The sequence below is a fragment of the Limnobaculum parvum genome (assembly GCF_003096015.2).
In the GTDB taxonomy this organism is placed as follows: domain Bacteria; phylum Pseudomonadota; class Gammaproteobacteria; order Enterobacterales; family Enterobacteriaceae; genus Limnobaculum; species Limnobaculum parvum.
In genome coordinates, this window is sequence record NZ_CP029185.2 from 2738576 (window position 1) to 2759545 (window position 20970).

A 20970-nucleotide genomic window follows, 5' to 3' on the forward strand; every position below is an offset into this window, starting at 1 on the left:
GAGGAACTCATGACATCACACTCAGCACCTCCTGCTTCATCGACAAACAAAAAGGAATTCAGCCTGCCGAAAGGTATTGCTCAGGTTGCTGCACTGATTGCTATTTTAATTGTCAATGCGCTGGTGGCTAATAACTTTTTCGATATTCATATTCAGGATGGACGCCTGTTTGGCAGCATTATCGATATTCTGAACCGCTGCGCCCCTGTGGCTATCCTTGCACTGGGTATGACGCTGGTTATTGCTACTGGCGGTATCGACCTTTCTGTTGGTGCAGTAATGGCAATTGCCGGAGCAACCGCAGCCAGTATGACAACCGCTGGTTTTCCATTGCATATCGTCTTGTTTGCCGCTCTGGGTTCCGGAGCACTATGCGGCGTATGGAATGGATTTCTGGTGGCTATCTTCAAAATACAGCCCATTGTTGCCACCCTAATGTTAATGGTTGCAGGTCGCGGTATTGCTCAGCTGATTACCGAAGGACAAATTGTCACCTTTAATGACCCGGCTCTGGCCTGGATTGGCAGCGGGACTTTCCTGTTCTTGCCGACACCCGTTTCTATTGTGGTAGTGGTGTTTGTGCTGCTTTGGCTACTTACCCGTAAAACCGCACTGGGGCTATTTATTGAGTCAGCGGGCATCAATATTCGGGCGGCCAAAAACGCTGGCGTCAATACCAGCATCGTGGTGATGTCCACCTATATTCTTAGCGGTATTTGTGCCGCAATTGCCGGCGTTATTGTTGCTGCGGATATTCGTGGTGCCGATGCGAACAACGCCGGTTTGTGGTTGGAAATGGATGCTATTCTTGCGGTAGTCATCGGTGGTGCTTCACTCATGGGAGGACGCTTTAGTCTGGCGCTTTCTCTCATTGGAGCCTTAATTATTCAGGGCATGAATACCGGCATTTTGCTCTCCGGCTATCAGCCACAGTGGAATCTGGTGGTTAAAGCGTTAGTTGTATTGCTGGTTCTGGTATTGCAGTCCCCGGCATTTATCCGTCTGTTTAAAAGGAGAACCGGCCATGTTTAAACGTCACCTTCCCCTGATGATAACCATTGCCGTTTTTGTTATGGGCTATATGTTCTGTTTCGCCCGCTTTCCCGGTTTTGCGTCTACCCGAGTCATCTGCAATATACTGACGGATAACGCCTTTTTGTGCATTGTCGCCGTGGGTATGACATTTGTCATTCTGTCTGGTGGTATCGATCTTTCTGTTGGTTCAGTAATCGCTTTTACTGGCGTATTTTTAGCTAAAGCTATCGGCGAGTGGGGCTTTGATCCATTCACCGCCTTCGTAATTATTATGGTGATGGGCTGCTCATTTGGTGCCTTAATGGGGTGGTTAATTGATGCCTTAAAAATCCCCGCCTTTATTATTACACTGGCCGGGATGTTCTTTCTGCGGGGTATTAGCTTTTTAGTTTCAGAACAATCGATTCCCATCGATCATCCACTATACAGCACATTATCCGCCGTAGCCTGGAAGATCCCCGGCGGAGGGCGCTTTAGCCTATTAGCGGTCATTATGTTACTGGTAGTTATTTTCGGTATGGTTCTCGCCCATAAAACGCGTTTTGGTAACAATGTTTATGCCATCGGAGGCAACGCTACATCTGCTGAACTAATGGGGATCTCAACCCGTAAAACCACTATTGGTATTTACATGCTCTCTACCGGGCTGGCAACTCTGGCAGGTATTGTCTTCTCTTTCTATACCTCAGCAGGTTATGCACTGGCCGGAATCGGTGTTGAGTTAGATGCGATTGCCGCTGTGGTTATCGGAGGAACATTATTAAGCGGTGGGGTTGGTACCGTATTTGGTACTCTATTTGGCGTGTTAATTCAGGGGCTAATCCAAACCTACATTAACTTCGACGGCACGCTCAGCTCTTGGTGGACTAAGATTGTCATCGGTATCTTGTTGTTTGGCTTTATCGGATTACAGAGATTGCTAACCGTATTCTGGGCGAATCGCCAAATCTCCACCGTAAGGCGAATTGGTAGTCATCCTCATGATATTAATGCGGCGAGTTCTGCATGATGGTTTTCAGGAATTGATTAAATCAGCCTCAACGAATATTCCAGCTGAATACAAACTCAAAGTGCGCCAAACAGCGCACTTTTTAAATATCTTAAAAATTCGAACCGGTATTAACCTTGTCCGAAAACTCGGTTTTCCTGCTCAGCAACCCGAATGAAAGTAGTACGCTTAGTTAGCTCTTTCAAGCGTTCCGCTCCAACATAAGTGCAGGCTGAACGCAGGCCGCCAAGGATATCCCGGGCGGTATTCTCTACCGAGCCACGGTAAGCCAGTTTCACGGTTTTGCCTTCTGCTGCTCGATACTCAGCGACACCCCCTACATGGCGATTCATCGCAGACTCAGAGCTCATGCCGTAGAACTGCATGTACTGGTTGCCATTCTCTTCGATAATCTTGCCTTCACACTCCTGGTGAGCAGCCAGCATTCCACCCAGCATGACAAAATCTGCACCGCCACCAAACGCTTTAGCGACGTCGCCCGGTGTTGTACAACCGCCATCACTCACGATTTGACCACCAAGGCCGTGTGCTGCATCAGCACATTCGATTACCGCCGAGAGTTGAGGATAACCAACCCCTGTCTTCACTCGAGTGGTACAAACAGAGCCAGGTCCAATACCTACTTTGACGATATCCGCACCAGAAAGAATCAGTTCTTCCACCATTTCACCCGTAACCACGTTACCAGCACAAATAACTTTATCCATATGAGCTTCACGCGCTTTGCTTAGGAAAGCAACAAAATGCTCAGAGTAGCCATTCGCCACATCGATACAGATAAATTTCAGTGCAGGCGAAAGCGCCAGAATCTGCCCCAGCTTAGTGAAATCCGCTTCCGATGTTCCGGTTGATACCATTACGTGGCGCAGTACAGACTCTGGCACACGAGCAACAAACTCGCGCCATTGTTCAACGGTATAATGTTTGTGCACCGCCGTCAGCAAATCGAAAGAGGCTAATGTTTCAGCCATGGTAAAAGTACCTACAGTGTCCATATTCGCAGCAATAATAGGAATGCCTGACCACTGATGGCCTGAATGTTTGAAGGTATAGGTGCGTTCAAGTTCTACTTCAGAACGACTTTTCAGCGTGGAACGCTTAGGACGGATTAAGACATCTTTGAAGCCCAGCTTCAAATCTTCTTCAATGCGCATATCTGTAGTTTTCCTGGTTTTTGGCGACGTATCGCAAATTAGCTATAAGCTGAATGTTGGCCATTTCCAGTGACGTTATCATACACATGAATAATTAATGAACAAGTCTGAGATTTTCAAAAAATTTCAGCTATAATCCCGTAAATTTATCTGCAGAAAAGCAGATTAAGGCAATTCATGGATAACGCCTTTGTAATCCTCAGTTTTGGACTATTGGGTCTGCTAGGTGGTAATCTGACCACTCGTATTGCCCACCAAATTCCTCCTATTTTATTTGCCCATTGGCGGCAACAATATCGCCAGATAATAAATACCACGGCTCCCTTATCAACCACGTCGACAACGTTTTCTCCGGCTTTGCTTTCCTATCCCCTATGCCCTCACTGTTCTCAACCATTTTCAAAGATATCTTTATTACTGATGATTCCTTGGCTATGCCTTAGGGGTCGATGCCCATCTTGTCGTCAGGCTATCAGTGGTCGTTATCCGTTAACTGAACTGGCCTGTGGATTACTGTTTATGCTAATTGCCAATTCAGCGACCGACCCTGTCAGGATGACTATTCTACTCTTGGTCACCCTATGGCTGGTGACAGCATCGCTGATTGATATATCTCATCAACTATTACCAGATATATTTACTCTACCACTAATATGGAGCGGGCTGATTTTTGCCCTGTTTGGCCTTACGCCATTATCTTTACCTGAATCCCTGACGAGCACACTTGTTGGATACATGCTTCTTTGGGTACCCGCTACGCTATTTCGGTTATTGAAAGGTATATACGGGCTAGGAGGCGGTGATATTAAGCTTTTGGCAGGGCTTGGAGCCTGGACCGGAGTAGATGCACTGCCAATGATTATGGTAACTGCTAGCCTGAGCGGGCTGATTTGTTTATTGCTAATTAACCGGGGTCAGGAAACTAAAAACCACACAATAGCCTTTGGCCCTTTCCTTGCTATTGCTGGATGGCTTGCACTTCTGTGAGATCCCTTTATTATTGAACTATCAATCCTGTTACAGGCTTTTATATGAGTTATATCGTGGCACTTACCGGCGGAATTGGTAGCGGAAAATCAACCGTATCCAACGAGTTTTCCCGTTTGGGCGTTCCCGTCGTTGATGCTGATATTATTGCCCGTCAGGTAGTAGAGCCGGGCCGCGATGCTCTCCAACAAATTGCATACCATTTTGGTCATTCCATACTGTTGGCCGATGGTACTCTGAATCGTAAAAAGTTACGTGAACACATTTTTAGCCATTCAGCGGACAAACAGTGGTTAAATAATCTGCTCCATCCCCTAATTCAACAAGAAACCCAACGTCAATTTGCAGATCTAACGGCACCTTATCTGCTTTGGGTTGTCCCATTATTGATAGAGAATAACCTATGTTCCCGAGCTAACCGAGTGTTAGTGGTGGATGTCAGCAGAGAGACACAGTTAAGCAGAATAATGACCCGAGATGGGAGCAACTTACCATTGGCAGAACAAATCTTATCTGCTCAAACTTCACGCGCTGAGCGCCTGTCTCATGCAGATGATGTGCTGAACAATGATAGGGAACCTGAAGCGTTGATACCACAAATTGCCCTATTGCATCAAAAATATTTAACCTTAGCCAACCAATTCAACAAGCAGGATTTGTCGATATGAGTGATTTATCCCAGAACATACTTTTTGAACATCCGCTTAATGAAAAAGTCCGTACCTGGTTACGCCTTGAATTCCTGTTACAACAGTTACAGCACAATCGCTCTTTGACCAATTTAACCAACACCTTAAGCTTTTTCCGCACGGTCAGTGAGTTGCTGGACATAATAGATCGTGGTGATGTTCGTACCGAACTGGTTAAAGAGCTAGAACGTCAACAGCATAAGTTACTGCAATGGATTGATGTTCCCGGCGTTGACAGTGAGCGCCTTAGTGCTTTACGCCATACCTTGAAAGATCATTCGAATACCTTGCTGGTAGCCCCACGCCTTGGGCAAGAACTGAAAGACGATCGATTGATTAGTATGGTTCGTCAACGATTAAGCATTCCTGGCGGTTGTTGCAGCTTTGATCTACCTATACTGCATATGTGGCTACATAATCCTAAATTGCAACGGGACGAACAAGTCACGGGATGGATCGAAACCACAGCGCCGCTCAACAATGCACTTAGTGCCTGCCTTGAATTAATTCGCCAGTCGGGCGCCTTTCAAAAACAAACCAGCCTGAACGGTTTTTATCAAGATACGGCTGAAGATAGCGATATTTTACGCATTCGTGTGGACTCGGCTTATCAGCTTTATCCGCAGGTTTCCGGCCATAAATCTCGTTTCGCCATTCGCTTTATGCCATTTGACAGCGAAATCGGTAACACACCGGAAAGATTTAATTTTGAGATTGCCTGCTGTTAATTGTTATTTGCTGGTGTTTCGACATCAGCGATGTCGAGTATCATCAATAAGAGATAACCTTTTATTTTTGCTATTGATTATGTTATTTGGGAGTATTTTATGAGTGACACCCCGCTTCAGGTAAACTGCCCTACCTGTGGAAAAGCTATTATCTGGAATGAACAAAGTACTTATCGGCCATTTTGCAGTAAGCGCTGCCAGTTAATTGATTTAGGTGAATGGGCCGATGAAGAGAAACGCATTCCAAGCTCTGGCGATCGATCCGATAGTGATGAATGGAGCGAAGAAGAGGAGTAGTAAATCTCGCTCTCCTAGTCAATAAATAACGTTATCGTATCATCTACTGATTATTCAATGCGGTAACGTTGTTTTAGCTCAACAATCACTGGCTGATTTGCTTCCGGAAACTCTGCTACATTAAGCTTCGAAACATCAATCCAGCGAGATACCTGTCCTTCACGCCCTTCTGGCTGACCTTCCCAACCATCGACGATGAAAAAGTGCAGCGTTAGCTGGCGGTCGGGATAGTCATACTCCAACGTTTTTAATGGGATAGAGTGAATCATCTCAATACCCACTTCCTCATAAAGCTCGCGTTTCAAAGCCTGTCTGGCATCTTCGCCTGACTCCACTTTTCCACCGGGAAACTCCCAATAACCCGCAAGATGACTACCTTTAAGTCTCTGGGTAACAAATATAGCCTGCTCAGAATTGATTATGATTCCAACAGCTATTTCGATTCGCTTCATATGGATACTCATAGGTCAGTTATTATTATGTAGATAAAAGGAGAGCGCCAACAGGCGCTCTCGATTAATGACAAAGTCATATAATTCAGTTTTATGTCTTAACATGGCTAATTGTCGGGAGGGGTTGCCGTGGGGGTCGACTTGGCGTAAGCCAACGAAGTGCCAGTAGGCAGACCAGGCCCGACATGCGCTGAGGCCAAGTACAGACGGTTTTCCGGTCGAGTACAAAGTTAATATAAGCACTTTAGTTATTACGACCGGAATGTTTATTGAAGCTAATTCATCTGGTTTGTCATCAGTCTGAGAGCGCCTACCGGTGCTCTCATCCCTTAACAAACTTACTGCAAACTACCATGACACTGCTTATATTTCTTGCCGGAACCACACGGACAGGGATCATTACGACCAATCTTGCGCTCTTCACGTACCATTGGTTGGTTCAGCGCAGGTTCTTCTTCCAGCGCATTCTCTTCCTGATGGCTAAACTGCTGCTGAAGGGCTAAGCGTTCAGCCTCTTCACGACGCTGCTGCTCTAGTGCCTCAACCTCTTCAGGCATACGTACCTGAACTTTGCTCAGCACGCTGATAACTTCATATTTCAGCGCTTCCAGCATATTAGCAAACATAGAGAACGACTCACGCTTATACTCTTGCTTAGGATCTTTCTGTGCATAACCGCGCAGGTGAATACCTTGACGCAGGTAATCCATAGCAGCCAAATGCTCTTTCCACATAGTATCCAGAGTTTGCAGCATCACGCCCTTCTCAAAGTTACGCATCACCTCAGCACCAACGACCTCTTCTTTCAGGTGATAGATTTTAGCGGCTTCCTCTACAATACGTTCGCGTAGCGTCTCTTCATGCAGCTCATGTTCAGTATCCAGCCATTGGGCAATCGGCAGCTCGAGATCGAAATCGTTTTTCAGACGAGTTTCCAGCCCTGGAACATCCCACATTTCTTCCAAAGATTGAGGTGGAATATAACTGTCAATCACCGTGCTAAATACATCCTGACGGATACTGTCGATGGTTTCGCTGATATCACTAATATCCAGCAGCTCATTACGCTGAGCATAAATAGCACGACGCTGATCGTTAGCAACATCGTCAAATTCCAACAATTGCTTACGGATATCAAAGTTACGGCTTTCTACTTTACGCTGAGCGTTCGCAATAGCTTTAGTTACCCATGGATGTTCAATCGCCTCACCAGGTTTCATTCCCAACTTACGCATCATTCCTGCTACACGGTCAGAAGCGAAGATACGCATCAGGGCATCTTCCATCGACAGGTAGAAACGTGATGAACCCGGGTCACCCTGACGACCTGAACGTCCACGCAACTGGTTATCAATACGACGAGATTCATGACGTTCAGTACCGATAATATGTAAACCACCGGCAGCCAGTACACGATCGTGACGCACTTGCCATGCGGCTTTAACTGACTGAATCTGCTCTTCTGTTGGATCTTCTAGCTCGGAAATTTCGCTCTGCCAGCTACCGCCCAGTACGATATCAGTACCACGACCCGCCATGTTGGTAGCAATGGTAACTGCGCCTTCTTGGCCTGCGTTAGCCACAATTTCTGCTTCCATTTCGTGGAATTTGGCGTTCAGCACTTTATGAGCAATTCCTGCTTTTTTCAGCTCATTAGAAACCACTTCCGATTTTTCAATCGAAATGGTACCCACCAGAATCGGTTGTCCCTTGGTACTACGATCTTTAATGTCTTCAATGATGGCCTCGATCTTTTCTTTCTCGGTCATATAGACCAGATCGGACATATCATCACGAACCATTGGGCGGTTAGTCGGCACCACAATGGTGTCTAACCGATAAATCTGACGGAATTCGAATGCTTCGGTATCCGCAGTACCGGTCATACCGGCCAGTTTTTCATACAGACGGAAATAGTTCTGGAAAGTGATAGAGGCCAGCGTTTGATTCTCATTCTGGATATCCACTCTTTCTTTTGCTTCAACAGCCTGATGCAGGCCATCTGACCAGCGACGACCTTCCATAGTACGACCAGTATGTTCGTCAACGATGATGACTTCACCATCTTTAACGATATAGTCAACGTCACGAGTAAACAGTGCATGAGCACGCAGTGCTGCGGTTACGTGGTGCATTAATACGATATTGACAGGTGAATAGAGTGACTCACCTTCTTCCATCATACCCGCGTCCATCAGCAGATGTTCAATCAGCACCAAACCGCGCTCAGTTAGGTTAACCTGACGGCTCTTCTCATCAACGGAGAAATGCCCTTCACCTTCAAAAGTATCAGAATCTTCTTTTTCTTGACGCAGCAGCTTAGGAATAATTTTATCGACTTGTCTGTACAGTTCAGAGCTGTCTTCTGCAGGCCCAGAGATAATCAATGGAGTACGCGCTTCATCGATTAAGATGGAGTCAACCTCGTCCACCAACGCATAGTACAACTTACGCTGAACGCGCTCTTCAGGGCTGAATGCCATGTTATCGCGCAGATAGTCAAAGCCAAATTCGTTGTTGGTCCCGTAGGTGATATCCGCAGCATAGGCTTCACGTTTTGCCGGAGGCGGCATACCTGGAAGGTTAATACCAACAGTTAAACCTAAAAACTCAAACAGTGGTCGGTTATTTTCCGCATCGCGTCGTGCCAAATAGTCGTTTACGGTAACCACGTGCACACCACGACCCGTGAGCGCATTCAGATAGGCTGGCAGCGTTGCGGTCAGAGTTTTACCTTCACCAGTACGCATCTCCGCAATACAGCGATCGTTCAGCACCATACCGCCAATCATCTGTACATCAAAATGACGCATACCAAATACACGCTTACTGGCTTCACGCACTACGGCAAACGCCTCTGGCATAATTGATTCCAGCGACTCGCCCTTATCCAAACGCTCACGGAATGCCTCAGTTTTAGCTTTCAGCTCATCGTTAGATAATGCTTCATATTCTGGTTCAAGACGGTTAATAGTTTCAGTGCTTTTACGCATACGGCGCAGCGTCCGGTCATTACGACTACCGAAAACTTTTGTCATTAATTTAGTTAACATAGGTCTAAATATCTCTTTAGTACTGCCTTGTCCGGCAGTATGAATTCAAAGAAAAAAATCAGAAAAAACGCGCCCAAGGCAACAAAGATAAACCTCGTTACCGGGATGACTATGCGTATGAAGAAGGACCTGCGCGGATACCCTGAACCTTGCTCAGCCAAAATCTGACCGGGTGAAGGATAAAAGTCGACTCAAGGGGAATTAGACGCGATACTGTCGAAGGCAGCTTTGCCTCTATTGCCGCTTGTGTCGATAATGAATCAAGAAGCGCATGATGGCTAACCGTTAGCTTATCATCACTGACCTTCACCTCATCGGAGGTAGCTTCATCATCTTGAGGGAAGGAAACAGCAAGGCGGGTAAGATAATTACGTATCGCGAAATGCTGCCACGGATTAAGATTCTGCAGTGGCCGCGTGTTAATTTCGCCGGATAACGCCAACTGCCCAACCCCCGGAACCGCCGGATTAATTGGATTGACGTCTGAAAAGGCTGCAGATAATGAGACTTGCTGAGGTAAACCGTTCAGGCTTGCAGGCGCACCAATACTGGTTGCCACAACCCCCAATAAGAGGTGCGGCCAAAAATAACGCCTACCAAATTGTCGCCAACGATTTAAAATACCCATTATCAACTAACTATTACCTGCCGGAATCTGCTTATGCGCGATAGTCGCCCATTATTATTAGATACGCTATTTGACGATACAGACTTGTTGCGAAACGTCCAACAACGAGCCATAGCGCTGATAAAACTTAATAAGACAGTTAAGGCGCTGTTACCTAAACAACTGCACGAATTCTGTCGAGTTGCTAACTACCGTCAAGGTATTTTAGTCCTTGAGGTGGCAAATGCCAGTTGGTTGACACTTTTACGTTATGAACAACAAACGTTATTAAGCACACTCAGGGTAGAAATATTACCATCTTTAGTGTCAATCGACATAAAGATTAATCCAAAGTTAAGCATAAATAAGCAGACTGCTGAAAATTTAGTCCACCGCTACATTCCTGAAAGTACAAAAAATGATACGCCTATGCGTCAGCTTAGCGTACATAGCGCAGAACAGTTAAGGGAATTAGCAGCAAGAAGTCCAAAAAGACTGAAAGAGAAACTAGAACGACTTGCTGCACTAGCTGGAGAGAGAGTAACCAGCGCAACAAGCCGTAATGATATAAGTGGTACTAAAAAACCGTAATATTATCTGACATTAAGCCAGTACAGTTCTCGACGTTTTGAACGCCAATGGCATTTCAGCTTCGTCTTCAAAAGTAACGTATTCCCAAGCTTCTTGTTTCGCTAATACCGCTTGCAGAAGCTTGTTGTTCAATGCGTGGCCAGATTTGAACGCAGTAAATGCGCCAATAATGTTATGACCACACATAAACAGATCACCGATAGCATCCAACATTTTATGACGAACAAATTCGTCTTCAAAACGCAGACCATCTTCGTTTAGCACACGATAATCATCTACTACGATAGCACAATCGAAGCTGCCACCTAGGCACAGACCTTTAGACTGTAAATATTCGATATCACGCATGAACCCGAAGGTACGCGCACGGCTGATCTGACGAACAAACGCATCGGCAGAGAAATTCATACGATAGCGCTGTGAGCCGGAATCAATCGCCGGATGGTTGAAATCGATAGTAAAATCTAAGCTGAAACCATTAAACGGTGTCAGTTCAGCCCACTTGTCACCGTCTTCGACGCGAACAGGCTGAGTAATACGTATGAATTTCTTCGGTACGTTTAGTTCTTCAATTCCGCCGTCTAACAATAAGTAGACAAAAGGTGCCGCACTGCCATCCATAATTGGAATTTCTGGTGCGTCAACTTCAATAATAATGTTGTCGATACCTAATCCTGCGAGTGCAGCATTAAGGTGTTCCACAGTAGAAATACGCACGTCATCTTCATTAACCAAGCAAGTACACAACATGGTATCACGCACGGATTTTGCATCTGCCGGAAAATCAACCGGTGGATTCAAGTCAGTACGACGATAGATGACACCCGTATTAGCTGCGGCCGGGCGCAGAGTCAGGCTAACCTTGCGTCCGGTATGAAGACCGACGCCAGTAGCTTGAATGATGCGTTTTAGTGTCCGCTGTTTAATCATCATATTATCTCGCATTGTTGATCCGATTTACCGTAGCTTACACCACGGTCTCCGCGCCAGTTTAGCATAAAGAGCGGAGAATCCAAATCATTCAGCGTTAACAGCCTAATTAATCTGCTTGTTTACGCAAGAAGGCTGGAATATCTAAATAATCGGGTTCTTTGTTCGGTTGAACGCCCTGATCATTTACCACTTTAGCTGCAGCAGGTTTGCTCTCTTGTGGTTGCAGAGGGGCTAGACCGTGTTGAGCATAACGATGGTCGACTGGTTGTGTAGCCGGTGATTTAGAGACCAGCGTAATTTCAGGGCGCTTGTCCATACCGATACCGGTTGCAACGACAGTAACACGCAACTCATCGCTCATATCTGGATCCAGTGAAGTACCGATAACCACGGTGGCATTATCCGATGCAAAGGCACGAATCGTGTTACCTACGGTTTCAAACTCATCCAGACGCAGGTCAAAACCCGCAGTGATGTTAACCAGAACACCACGCGCACCAGACAGATCGATATCTTCCAGTAGCGGACTAGAAATGGCCATTTCGGCCGCTTCTTCAGCTCGGTCTTCGCCACGAGCAATACCTGAACCCATCATGGCATAGCCCATTTCAGACATCACAGTACGTACGTCTGCAAAGTCAACGTTCATTAAGCCAGGGCGGGTAATCAGTTCAGCAATACCCTGCACCGCACCTTTTAAGACGTCATTGGCAGCACCGAAAGCATCCAACAGTGAAATACCGCGGCCTAATACTTTCAGCAACTTGTCATTAGGAATAGTAATCAGCGAGTCTACATGCTTGGAGAGTTCGGCGATGCCTTGCTCTGCAAACGTCATACGCTTTTTACCTTCAAAGTTAAACGGTTTGGTTACCACGGCAACGGTCAGAATACCTAATTCTTTTGCCACTTCAGCAACAACGGGAGCAGCACCGGTTCCGGTACCACCACCCATGCCAGCAGCAATGAACACCATGTCCGCACCTTCCAGTGCAGTACGCAGTTGTTCACGGTCTTCTTCTGCAGAATTGCGCCCGACTTCAGGGTTAGCACCTGCACCTAAACCTTTGGTTACGCCACTACCGATTTGGATAGTTTGGCCAACGGCCGTTTTCCGCAATGCTTGAGCATCCGTATTGATGGCAAAGAATTCAACACCTTCAATGTGCTCACGCACCATATGTTCGACAGCATTACCGCCGCCGCCGCCAACGCCGATGACTTTAATCACCGCATCGTTGGTTAGCTCCATTGGTTCAAACATAATTTCTCTCTCCGTTTTAACTCTTACGCAATGAATTATCGCTTAAAACTCGTTAATTGCACTACTGATTAAAATTCTTTACGTAACCAACCGGTCAAACGCTGTGCCCAGCTACGCATAGATGTTCTTTTTTCTACATCAGTCTCGCCTCTAAGGTGAGACTCTTTACCGTAGTGCAACAAACCTACTGCCGTTGAGTAGTAAGGCTCTTGCGCATAATCCGTTAGTCCAGTGATATTCAGTGGTTGTCCAATACGCACTTGGGTATGGAACACTCGTTGAGCACACTCAGCTAAACCATCAATCTGAGCCGCTCCCCCTGTTAACACAATGCCGGCGGCTAAGTGATGCTTAACCCCCTGTTGACGCAGTTGTTCCTGCACCTGCAAAATTTCATCGTTCACCAGATTAAGCAACTCGGTATAACGTGGCTCAATCACATCCGCTAACGTCTGACGCTGTAAACTACGTGGTGGTCTGCCACCAACACTAGGGACTTCCACATTCTCATCTTTACTGACGATAGAACCTAAAGCACATCCATGGCGCACTTTTATTGCTTCAGCATCTGTTGGCGGAGTTCCGAATGCATAAGCGATATCGCTGGTAACCACATTACCTGCGTAAGGAATAACTTTAGTATGACGCAGAGCACCGCCAGTATAAATAGCGATATCCATGGTTCCGCCACCAATATCAATGACGCAGACACCCAGTTCACGTTCATCTTCTGTCAAAACAGCATAGCTTGAGGCCAAACCAGCAAAAATAAGTTGATCTACCTTAAGTCCGCAGCGTTCTACTGCTTTAACAATGTTTTTAGCCATATCATTATGGCAAGTAATCAGGTGTACTTTTGCCTGCATCCGTACCCCAGAAAGCCCAACCGGATTTTTAATGCCTTCTTGATAATCGATAGCATATTCCTGAGGGATCACATGCAGGATTCGGTGCTCGTCACGAACCCGCACCGATTTAGCGGTATGAACCACGCTCTCAACATCTTCTTGTGTCACTTCTTCTTCAGAAATTGGCACCATACCAATTTCGTTCTGACAGCTAATATGTTTACCTGATAGTGCTAAATAAACAGAAGCAATCTGGCAATCAGCCATCAGTTCGGCCTGATCAATGGCTCGCTGTACTGACTTAACCACTGACTCTAAATCGTTAACACCGCCTTTATCCATTCCGCGGGACGGGCAACTCCCTACGCCAATAATATTAACCATACCGTCAGGCAGTACTTCTCCAACCAGCGCAGCAACCTTTGCTGTGCCAATTTCCAGTCCAACCACCAGTTTTCTGTCTGTCGATTTGATCATTATTAATTGCCTGACTCTGTTGTTGTTTAACTCAATCAGAAAAAATTGCCTGACTGTCAATAAATGCGGGAGCCCAACCAACCGCAGCACCCGTGTCATAACGCATATCCAGAGAGGAGATACGCTTATCAGCAGGTACTTGCTGCAACAGCGTAGGATAGAGAGCGATGAAGCGGTCTAAACGCTTGGTTCGATTTTCTCTTCCCAGCTCGATGCGCACATCGTTATTTAACACTAACTGCCATGAGCGACGTTCACTCATTGCCACAATTTTCAGCTTAAACTTTCCAGCGGCCAGCGCCTGACTCATGCTGTTGTATCCTTCCAGAACCTCTTTCTCGCCATCTTCTGGACCATACAGCAGAGGAAGGTTCTTATCACTCACTCTCTCTGCCGGTATGCTGAATACATTGCCATCTTTATCTAACAGCAGGAGGTCATTCCAGCGAGCGTAAGGAACATACTCCACAATATGAATCTTAAGCTCATCAGGCCATTGTTTACGTACACTGGCCTGTTTAATCCATTTCAGATGCAGAATCTGCTGTTGCAAAACATCCACATCCTGAGACATAAAGGTACCTGGTGCACCAGATGCCAAGATAGTCTGCCGAATATCATCATTGGTCGTGATATGCCGCTCACCGGTGACCACTAAGCGGGAAAGCGGTAGGCGTTCAGCATCATTCATCCAATGAATGACCGCCCAACAGCCCCATACAACAGTACCTATCACCATCAGCAGAAAGATCAGGCCAATGAGCTGAGTTCCGTTATTGCGCCCGGTGCTCTTTTTTTCCTGCTCATCACGGACATTCCTTGCTGCCTGAGACATATCAGTCAGCCAACGCCAAAATCTTAACAACTAGCTGAGAAAAACTTAAGCCATGCTGGCGTGCTGCCATCGGTACCAAACTATGATTAGTCATACCCGGTGCCGTATTCACCTCCAGCAAATAAAACTGACCATTGCTATCCTGCATTACATCCACACGACCCCAACCCTGACAACCTACGGCCTTATAAGCAGCCGATGCCAATGCCCGAATTTGACTCTCCAACTCATCACTTAAGCCACTTGGGCAAAAATATTGAGTATCATCAGAGATATATTTTGCCTGATAGTCATAAAACACACCGGCAGGCTGAATACGAATAGAAGGCAGAACTTCATCTCCTAAAATAGCCACAGTAAACTCTGGGCCACTCAGCCACTTTTCAACCAGCACACTGGTATCATGCTTAAAGGCTTCTTTTAATGCCGGCAGCAAATCTGCTGCAACATTCACCTTGCTCATACCAACGCTTGAACCTTCACTACTTGGCTTCACAATCAGCGGTAATCCCAGCTGTTTGATGATGGCATCGGTATCAACCTGTGCCAGTTGCTCTGCGTTCAATGCAACATAAGGTGACACCGGAAGGTTAGAGCCTTGCCATAGCAATTTAGTTCTCAATTTATCCATCGTTAATGCAGAGGCCATTACACCACTGCCGGTATAAGGCAGACCAAGGAACTCCAACAGCCCTTGTAACGTACCGTCTTCACCACCGCGACCATGTAACGCAATAAATACTTTATCGAACCCATCCGCCTTTAACTGAGCAACAGGATAAGTTTTTGGGTCAATCGGATGAGCATCAACGCCCGCCTCGCGTAAGCCTGCTAATACAGCAGCACCAGAGTTCAGTGATACATCACGCTCTGCTGATGTCCCGCCAAGAAGGACTGCCACTTTCTCAGTCATGATTTCCCTCGTTTGTATTTATTGTTTGTAATTTTAATTCAGCTAATCGACGGGCCACGCGCCCAATATTACCGGCACCCTGTGTCAGAACAAGATCCCCGCTCTGCAACACCTGCTGCAACATATCCGGTAGCGCATCAACGTCTGATACAAAAATCGGATCTAACTTGCCACGCCCACGAATAGTACGGCACAGCGAACGGCTATCTGCACCCGGAATTGGCGCTTCCCCTGCGGGATAAACATCCAACATAAACAGCACATCAACCTGAGACAGTACATTAGCAAAATCGTCGTACAGATCGCGGGTACGCGAATAACGATGAGGCTGGAAAATCATCACTAAACGCCGCTCTTCCCAACCTGCTCTAGCGGCTTTAATGGTGACATCCACTTCGCTTGGGTGATGACCATAATCATCAACCAGCATGATATCGCCGCCGTCTTCACGTTCAAATTGGCCAAGAAAGTCAAAACGACGACCGGTTCCCTGGAAGTTAGCCAGCGCTTGAACGATAGCGTCGTCACCGATACCCTCTTCCGTTGCCGTCGCGACTGCTGCAGCCGCATTTAAAGCGTTATGACGGCCCGGTGCGTTAAGCATCACCGTTAAATCGCTCTTATCATGACGACAAAGCGTAAAGAACCCTTGAGAGCGTTTCTGTTCATAATCTTTAATACGGACATCAGCATCTTCACTGAAGCCGTAAGTAATCACCTGACGACCTACCTGAGGGATAAGCTCACGCACCACCGGGTCATCAACACACATCACAGCCCGACCATAAAACGGCAGGTTGTGCAGGAAATTAATAAATGTCTGCTTTAAGTTTTCAAAGTCGCCCTGATAAGTATCCATATGGTCGGCTTCAATATTGGTCACAATCGCAACCATGGGCTGTAAATGCAGGAACGATGCATCGCTCTCATCGGCTTCAGCGATCAGATAACGACTACAACCCAATGCAGCATGGGTACCTGCGGCTTTAACCAAGCCGCCATTCACAAACGTTGGGTCTAATCCTGCGGCGGCATAAATACCAGTCACTAATGCCGTGGTCGTCGTTTTGCCATGAGTACCCGCAATCGCGATACCATGACGAAAACGCATCAGTTCAGCCAGCATTTCTGCACGACGGATAACCGGAATACGCGCTTCACGAGCGGCAACCACCTCAGCGTTATCCGCAGGAACAGCGGTTGAAACAACAACCACGCTGGCTCCTTTAACGTTTTCTGCGCGGTGATTAAAGTAAATTTCTGCACCCAGCGCAATTAACTGTTGCGTGACGGCATTTGGCGCCAAATCGGAACCACTGATCTGGTAACCTTCGTTAGCCAGAACTTCAGCGATGCCTCCCATACCAGCCCCACCAATACCAACAAAGTGGATATGTCGGACGCGTCGCATTTCCGGCACCATGGTGCGAAGTTTCGCCAATCGTTGTATATCTACATGCTCATTCACGGTTTTCTGTTTGCTCTTGTCATATTTAAAGTTCACTTCAAAACTATATTGCAACGCTTTTAACTACCGCAGAAACGCGTTCAGTCGCGTCCGGTATGGCTGTTGCTCTGGCTTCCATTGCCATTGCTAGTAGTTTTGATCGATTCAATTCTTCCAACGCCTCCGTTAATGTGTCCACATTAAACTGAGGTTGTTCAATAATTTTGGCCGCACCCGCTTTTTCCAGCGGTAACGCATTCCAGTATTGCTGGCGATCTTTGTGCATAAATGGCACAAAAATGGCCGGTAAGCCTGCAGCAGCAATTTCGCTCACAGTCAAAGCGCCAGAGCGGCAAACCACCACATCTGCCCACGCATAGGCAGATGCCATGTCGTCAATAAATTCAGTGATGTTATGTCCGTCTAGACCACGTTGCTGATAATCTTGCTGGACGCTTTCCAATGCACCTTTACCAACCTGATGCCAGAAAATAACGTTATTACCCAAACGTTCGGCCGCTTGCGGAACGGTCTGATTGAGTATCCGCGCGCCCTGGCTGCCACCAACCACCAGAACCCGAATAGGTCCACTACGCTCAGATAAACGAACTTCCGGCAACGGCAGCGCCAATACATCGGTGCGAACTGGATTGCCGACCACATCTGCATTAGGGAAAGCTCCCGGAAATGCCTGTAACACGCGCTTAGCAATTTTAGCCAGCCAACGGTTGGTTAATCCTGCAATGCCGTTCTGTTCATGCAATACCACCGGAATACCGCACATCCAAGCCGCTAGGCCGCCCGGACCAGAGACATAACCGCCCATACCTAATACCACATCCGGTTTATAATTACGCATGATGGCTTTCGCTTGACGTACAGCGCGAAAAATTCTGAATGGCGCATATAATAATGCAACGATACCTTTACCGCGAAGCCCGGAAATATTAATAAAATCGATTTCTATTCCGTGTTTCGGGACTAAATCCGCTTCCATTCTATCCGCAGTTCCCAGCCAGCGAACTTCCCAGCCTTGCGCCATCAGGTCATGGGCAACAGCCAGCCCCGGGAAAACATGTCCTCCGGTTCCACCTGCCATCACCATTAAACGCTTCTGCTTCATCGGGTACCTCTTACATGCGCTTGGCTGTTGGCCTGACGCGTTTCATAATCAATTCGAAGTAGTAAAACCAGCGCGGTAGACATCACTAACAAACTGGATCCACCATAGCTGATTAACGGTAAGGTCAAACCTTTAGTCGGTAAAATACCGGCCGCTGCCCCAACGTTAACTAGTGTCTGGAAGCTAAACCACAAACCAATTTCACAGGCCAGAAAACCGGAGAAACGTTGCCCGGCTTCCAGAGCGCGGCGACCGATCAACATTGCTCTAAAAGCGACGAAGAATACCATTAAGAGGATCAAAACCACACCCAAATAGCCTAATTCTTCACCGATAATGGCAAAAATAAAGTCGGTATGGGCTTCCGGCAGATATTCCAGTTTCTGGATTGAGTTACCTAACCCTTGTCCCCAAAGTTCTCCACGGCCAAATGCCATCAACGATTGCGTCAGTTGATAACCTGCACCAAACGGGTCGGCCCACGGGTCCCAGAATGAAGTCACCCGGCGTAAACGATAAGGCTCCGCAACAATCAACAGCCCTACTGCAAACACACCCGATCCAATAATTGCCAGAAACTGCCAGAGTTTAGCCCCCGCTAAAAACAGCATGCCCAGCGTAGTAATAAACAATACTATCACGGTTCCCAAGTCAGGCTGAGCCAGCAACAAAACGGCCAAAACCACCATAACTCCCATCGGCTTACAAAAGCCCCAGAAGTTATTGCGAACTTCATCTACCTTACGAACCAGGTAGCTGGCCAGATAGAAAAACAGGGCCAGTTTGGACAGTTCTGCTGGTTGGATACGAACCGGTCCTAAAGCAATCCAGCGGGATGCTCCATTAACCGAGCTGCCTACCGCCAGTACGATTAACAACATCACAATGGCAATCAACAGAATAATCGGGCTATAGCGTTGCCATATCTCCATCGGGATACGCAATGTTACCAATGCGGCAGCCAAAGCCAGAAGAATGTAAATAGCGTCACGCTTAGCGAATAAAAACGGGTCGTCAGTATATCGTTGGGCAATCGGCATTGATGCCGATGTCACCATGACAAAACCAATAATCGTTAAACCAATAGCCATCCATAGTAAGGTGCGATCGTACATAACATCATAATCGCCTGACTCACTGCTCTGACGGGATCCCGTTACCCATTGGGTAAACGACTGGAAAGGTTTAACTAAACTCAATACGCTCATTAGCCAAGCTCCTGAGCTAGGCGAGCAAACTCCAACCCACGCTGTTCATAGTTTTTAAATTGGTCCAAACTGGCACAGGCCGGCGACAGTAACACCATATCACCCGGTTTCACTCGCTGTGCAATATGCGCCATTGCCTGCGCCATAGTATCAGTCATCTCCGCCACTTCAGGACGTAAATCGTATAGCGGCTGTTTATCGCGGCCAAAGCAGTAGAGACGAATATGGTCTCCCTTCAGGTAGGTCGACAACGGTGAAAAATCAGCTGATTTACCATCACCACCCAATAACAGATGTAAAACGCCGTCAACGCGAATACCGTTTAATGCGGCTTCCGTGCTGCCCACGTTAGTCGCTTTGGAATCGTTAATCCAACGGACGCCTTTATTCTCCCACACCAGTTGGAAGCGATGGGCTAAACCGGTGAACTGCGTCAGCGCTTGCAGGCTGGAAGATCGAGGTAGCGACACCGAATCTGCCAGTGCTAATGCAGCCAGAGCGTTCAAATAGTTATGTTGCCCCACAATTTTCATCTCTGCCGTATTGAGCACTTTTTCACCGTGAACACGCAGCCAAGTTTCGCCCTGCTGGTAGCTGAGGTGATAATCACCTACATCTACGCCAAAGCTAACGCAGCGGCTGTCAGCCCCTAGCACTGGCATCGTCAGCGCATCGTCGGCATTAACCACACAGACGCTGGCATTGTCATAAATACGTAATTTAGCTTCACGATACTGCGCCATCCCCTGTGGATAGCGATCCATATGATCTTCGGTGACGTTTAAAATAGTGGCTGCGGTGGCGTGTAAGCTGGACGTCGTTTCCAACTGGAAGCTAGATAACTCCATGACATACAGCTGACATTCAGGATCCAGCAACGATAGCGCTGTCTGCCCCAGATTACCGCCCATGGCAATATTCCAACCGGCAGCTTTACCCATTTCACCAACCAGAGTGGTGACGGTACTTTTCCCGTTTGAACCGGTGATTGCCACAATTGGGGCCTTAGCTTCACGACAAAACAGCTCAATATCACCCACAATCTCGATACCTGCCGCTGCCGCTTCTTGCAGAACCGGGGTTGCCAGAGCGATACCAGGGCTAACCACCAACAGGTCAGCGGTCATAATCCAGTCACGGTTAAAACCACCGGTATGGCATTCTACACTTTCCGGTAGTTTATCGAGACCCGAAGGGGCTGCTCGCGTATCAATCACTTTGGGGGAAACACCCCGGGCAATAAAATAATCGACACAGGATAATCCTGTGGAACCTAATCCAATGATAACAACCCGTTTATCCTGATAGTCGATTGTCATG

The 20970-nt window shown here is 47.0% G+C and carries 20 protein-coding genes; 7 read left to right on the forward strand and 13 right to left on the reverse strand.

From position 1 onward, the window contains the following. The first annotated feature begins 9 nt into the window (after window positions 1-9). On the forward strand, window positions 10-1032 hold the full coding sequence (ytfT, locus tag HYN51_RS11460; protein ID WP_108900145.1) for a galactofuranose ABC transporter, ATP-binding protein YtfT: 1023 nt from the start codon (window positions 10-12) through the stop codon (window positions 1030-1032). Further along, window positions 1025-2044 (forward strand): galactofuranose ABC transporter, permease protein YjfF, encoded by a 1020-nt coding sequence (gene yjfF / locus HYN51_RS11465; protein WP_108900146.1) that lies wholly within the window; start codon window positions 1025-1027, stop codon window positions 2042-2044. The genes ytfT and yjfF overlap by 8 nt, the downstream gene beginning before the upstream one ends. A gap of 110 nt (window positions 2045-2154) precedes the next feature. On the opposite strand, the gene HYN51_RS11470 is transcribed toward yjfF, so the two are convergent. After that, window positions 2155-3198, reverse strand: a complete 1044-nt coding sequence (locus HYN51_RS11470; RefSeq protein ID WP_108900147.1) for a GMP reductase — start codon at window positions 3196-3198, stop codon at window positions 2155-2157. 177 nt (window positions 3199-3375) lie between these two features. On the opposite strand from HYN51_RS11470, the gene HYN51_RS11475 reads away from it, so the two are divergent. From HYN51_RS11475 to yacG, 4 genes are all read left to right on the forward strand, one after another. After that, on the forward strand, window positions 3376-4185 hold the full coding sequence (locus tag HYN51_RS11475; protein ID WP_108900148.1) for a prepilin peptidase: 810 nt from the start codon (window positions 3376-3378) through the stop codon (window positions 4183-4185). A gap of 44 nt (window positions 4186-4229) precedes the next feature. Next, window positions 4230-4853, forward strand: a complete 624-nt coding sequence (gene coaE, locus HYN51_RS11480) for a dephospho-CoA kinase (protein WP_108900149.1) — start codon at window positions 4230-4232, stop codon at window positions 4851-4853. Continuing rightward, on the forward strand, window positions 4850-5602 hold the full coding sequence (gene zapD, locus HYN51_RS11485) for a cell division protein ZapD (RefSeq protein WP_108900150.1): 753 nt from the start codon (window positions 4850-4852) through the stop codon (window positions 5600-5602). Before coaE ends, zapD begins: the two co-directional genes overlap by 4 nt. A gap of 99 nt (window positions 5603-5701) precedes the next feature. Next, window positions 5702-5899: a DNA gyrase inhibitor YacG gene (yacG, locus tag HYN51_RS11490; protein ID WP_108900151.1), complete on the forward strand. Its 198-nt coding sequence runs from the start codon at window positions 5702-5704 to the stop codon at window positions 5897-5899. A 50-nt stretch (window positions 5900-5949) separates the two neighbouring features. On the opposite strand, the gene mutT is transcribed toward yacG, so the two are convergent. From mutT to secM, 3 genes are all read right to left on the reverse strand, one after another. Then, a complete protein-coding gene (mutT, locus tag HYN51_RS11495) occupies window positions 5950-6351 on the reverse strand; it encodes an 8-oxo-dGTP diphosphatase MutT (protein WP_108900152.1) in 402 nt (133 codons plus the stop codon). Window positions 6352-6689: 338 nt separating this feature from the next. Continuing rightward, complete coding sequence (gene secA / locus HYN51_RS11500) at window positions 6690-9404, reverse strand: preprotein translocase subunit SecA (protein ID WP_108900153.1); 2715 nt, start codon at window positions 9402-9404, stop codon at window positions 6690-6692. Window positions 9405-9513: 109 nt separating this feature from the next. Next, the gene (gene secM / locus HYN51_RS11505; RefSeq protein WP_108900154.1) at window positions 9514-10032 is read right to left on the reverse strand and encodes a secA translation cis-regulator SecM; all 519 of its coding nucleotides are present in this window, start codon (window positions 10030-10032) and stop codon (window positions 9514-9516) included. A 33-nt stretch (window positions 10033-10065) separates the two neighbouring features. Here secM and HYN51_RS11510 point away from each other — a divergent pair, with 33 nt between their 5' ends. Then, a complete protein-coding gene (locus HYN51_RS11510; protein WP_108900155.1) occupies window positions 10066-10602 on the forward strand; it encodes a DUF721 domain-containing protein in 537 nt (178 codons plus the stop codon). Between the two features lie 12 nt (window positions 10603-10614). Here the strand turns inward: HYN51_RS11510 and lpxC are convergent, their stop codons facing one another. The 9 genes from lpxC to murD form a co-directional block, all read right to left on the reverse strand. Beyond that, entirely contained in the window at window positions 10615-11532 is a 918-nt protein-coding gene (gene lpxC, locus HYN51_RS11515; RefSeq protein WP_192878485.1) for a UDP-3-O-acyl-N-acetylglucosamine deacetylase, read from the reverse strand. A gap of 109 nt (window positions 11533-11641) precedes the next feature. Then, a complete protein-coding gene (ftsZ, locus tag HYN51_RS11520) occupies window positions 11642-12799 on the reverse strand; it encodes a cell division protein FtsZ (RefSeq protein WP_108900157.1) in 1158 nt (385 codons plus the stop codon). Window positions 12800-12867: 68 nt separating this feature from the next. Then, window positions 12868-14124, reverse strand: a complete 1257-nt coding sequence (gene ftsA, locus HYN51_RS11525) for a cell division protein FtsA (RefSeq protein ID WP_108900158.1) — start codon at window positions 14122-14124, stop codon at window positions 12868-12870. Between the two features lie 31 nt (window positions 14125-14155). Further along, on the reverse strand, window positions 14156-14959 hold the full coding sequence (gene ftsQ / locus HYN51_RS11530) for a cell division protein FtsQ (RefSeq protein ID WP_108900159.1): 804 nt from the start codon (window positions 14957-14959) through the stop codon (window positions 14156-14158). Window position 14960: 1 nt separating this feature from the next. Further along, window positions 14961-15872, reverse strand: coding sequence for a D-alanine--D-alanine ligase (locus HYN51_RS11535; protein WP_108900160.1), 912 nt, complete (start codon window positions 15870-15872; stop codon window positions 14961-14963). Further along, the gene (murC, locus tag HYN51_RS11540; RefSeq protein WP_230514062.1) at window positions 15865-17295 is read right to left on the reverse strand and encodes a UDP-N-acetylmuramate--L-alanine ligase; all 1431 of its coding nucleotides are present in this window, start codon (window positions 17293-17295) and stop codon (window positions 15865-15867) included. Before murC ends, HYN51_RS11535 begins: the two co-directional genes overlap by 8 nt. Window positions 17296-17383: 88 nt before the next feature. After that, window positions 17384-18442, reverse strand: a complete 1059-nt coding sequence (gene murG, locus HYN51_RS11545) for an undecaprenyldiphospho-muramoylpentapeptide beta-N-acetylglucosaminyltransferase (protein ID WP_108900161.1) — start codon at window positions 18440-18442, stop codon at window positions 17384-17386. Next, window positions 18439-19650 carry a cell division protein FtsW gene (gene ftsW / locus HYN51_RS11550; protein ID WP_108900162.1) on the reverse strand — a complete coding sequence of 404 codons (1212 nt, stop codon included), beginning with the start codon at window positions 19648-19650 and terminating at the stop codon, window positions 18439-18441. Before ftsW ends, murG begins: the two co-directional genes overlap by 4 nt. Beyond that, window positions 19650-20969: a UDP-N-acetylmuramoyl-L-alanine--D-glutamate ligase gene (gene murD / locus HYN51_RS11555; protein WP_108900163.1), complete on the reverse strand. Its 1320-nt coding sequence runs from the start codon at window positions 20967-20969 to the stop codon at window positions 19650-19652. Before murD ends, ftsW begins: the two co-directional genes overlap by 1 nt. Window position 20970: the final 1 nt, after the last annotated feature.

What these genes read in the sequence shown, in the direction of transcription:
- ftsQ (WP_108900159.1), bottom strand. Translation starts at nt 14,959, where the DNA reads ATGTCTCAGGCAGCAAGGAATGTCCGTGATGAGCAGGAAAAAAAGAGC.
- murC (WP_230514062.1), bottom strand. Translation starts at nt 17,295, where the DNA reads ATGGTGCCGGAAATGCGACGCGTCCGACATATCCACTTTGTTGGTATT.
- ytfT (WP_108900145.1), top strand. Translation starts at nt 10, where the DNA reads ATGACATCACACTCAGCACCTCCTGCTTCATCGACAAACAAAAAGGAA.
- secM (WP_108900154.1), bottom strand. Translation starts at nt 10,032, where the DNA reads ATGGGTATTTTAAATCGTTGGCGACAATTTGGTAGGCGTTATTTTTGG.
- lpxC (WP_192878485.1), bottom strand. Translation starts at nt 11,532, where the DNA reads ATGATTAAACAGCGGACACTAAAACGCATCATTCAAGCTACTGGCGTC.
- yjfF (WP_108900146.1), top strand. Translation starts at nt 1,025, where the DNA reads ATGTTTAAACGTCACCTTCCCCTGATGATAACCATTGCCGTTTTTGTT.
- HYN51_RS11475 (WP_108900148.1), top strand. Translation starts at nt 3,376, where the DNA reads ATGGATAACGCCTTTGTAATCCTCAGTTTTGGACTATTGGGTCTGCTA.
- HYN51_RS11535 (WP_108900160.1), bottom strand. Translation starts at nt 15,872, where the DNA reads ATGACTGAGAAAGTGGCAGTCCTTCTTGGCGGGACATCAGCAGAGCGT.
- murD (WP_108900163.1), bottom strand. Translation starts at nt 20,969, where the DNA reads ATGACAATCGACTATCAGGATAAACGGGTTGTTATCATTGGATTAGGT.
- zapD (WP_108900150.1), top strand. Translation starts at nt 4,850, where the DNA reads ATGAGTGATTTATCCCAGAACATACTTTTTGAACATCCGCTTAATGAA.
- yacG (WP_108900151.1), top strand. Translation starts at nt 5,702, where the DNA reads ATGAGTGACACCCCGCTTCAGGTAAACTGCCCTACCTGTGGAAAAGCT.
- HYN51_RS11510 (WP_108900155.1), top strand. Translation starts at nt 10,066, where the DNA reads ATGCGCGATAGTCGCCCATTATTATTAGATACGCTATTTGACGATACA.
- HYN51_RS11470 (WP_108900147.1), bottom strand. Translation starts at nt 3,198, where the DNA reads ATGCGCATTGAAGAAGATTTGAAGCTGGGCTTCAAAGATGTCTTAATC.
- mutT (WP_108900152.1), bottom strand. Translation starts at nt 6,351, where the DNA reads ATGAAGCGAATCGAAATAGCTGTTGGAATCATAATCAATTCTGAGCAG.
- murG (WP_108900161.1), bottom strand. Translation starts at nt 18,442, where the DNA reads ATGAAGCAGAAGCGTTTAATGGTGATGGCAGGTGGAACCGGAGGACAT.
- ftsZ (WP_108900157.1), bottom strand. Translation starts at nt 12,799, where the DNA reads ATGTTTGAACCAATGGAGCTAACCAACGATGCGGTGATTAAAGTCATC.
- coaE (WP_108900149.1), top strand. Translation starts at nt 4,230, where the DNA reads ATGAGTTATATCGTGGCACTTACCGGCGGAATTGGTAGCGGAAAATCA.
- ftsW (WP_108900162.1), bottom strand. Translation starts at nt 19,650, where the DNA reads ATGAGCGTATTGAGTTTAGTTAAACCTTTCCAGTCGTTTACCCAATGG.
- ftsA (WP_108900158.1), bottom strand. Translation starts at nt 14,124, where the DNA reads ATGATCAAATCGACAGACAGAAAACTGGTGGTTGGACTGGAAATTGGC.
- secA (WP_108900153.1), bottom strand. Translation starts at nt 9,404, where the DNA reads ATGTTAACTAAATTAATGACAAAAGTTTTCGGTAGTCGTAATGACCGG.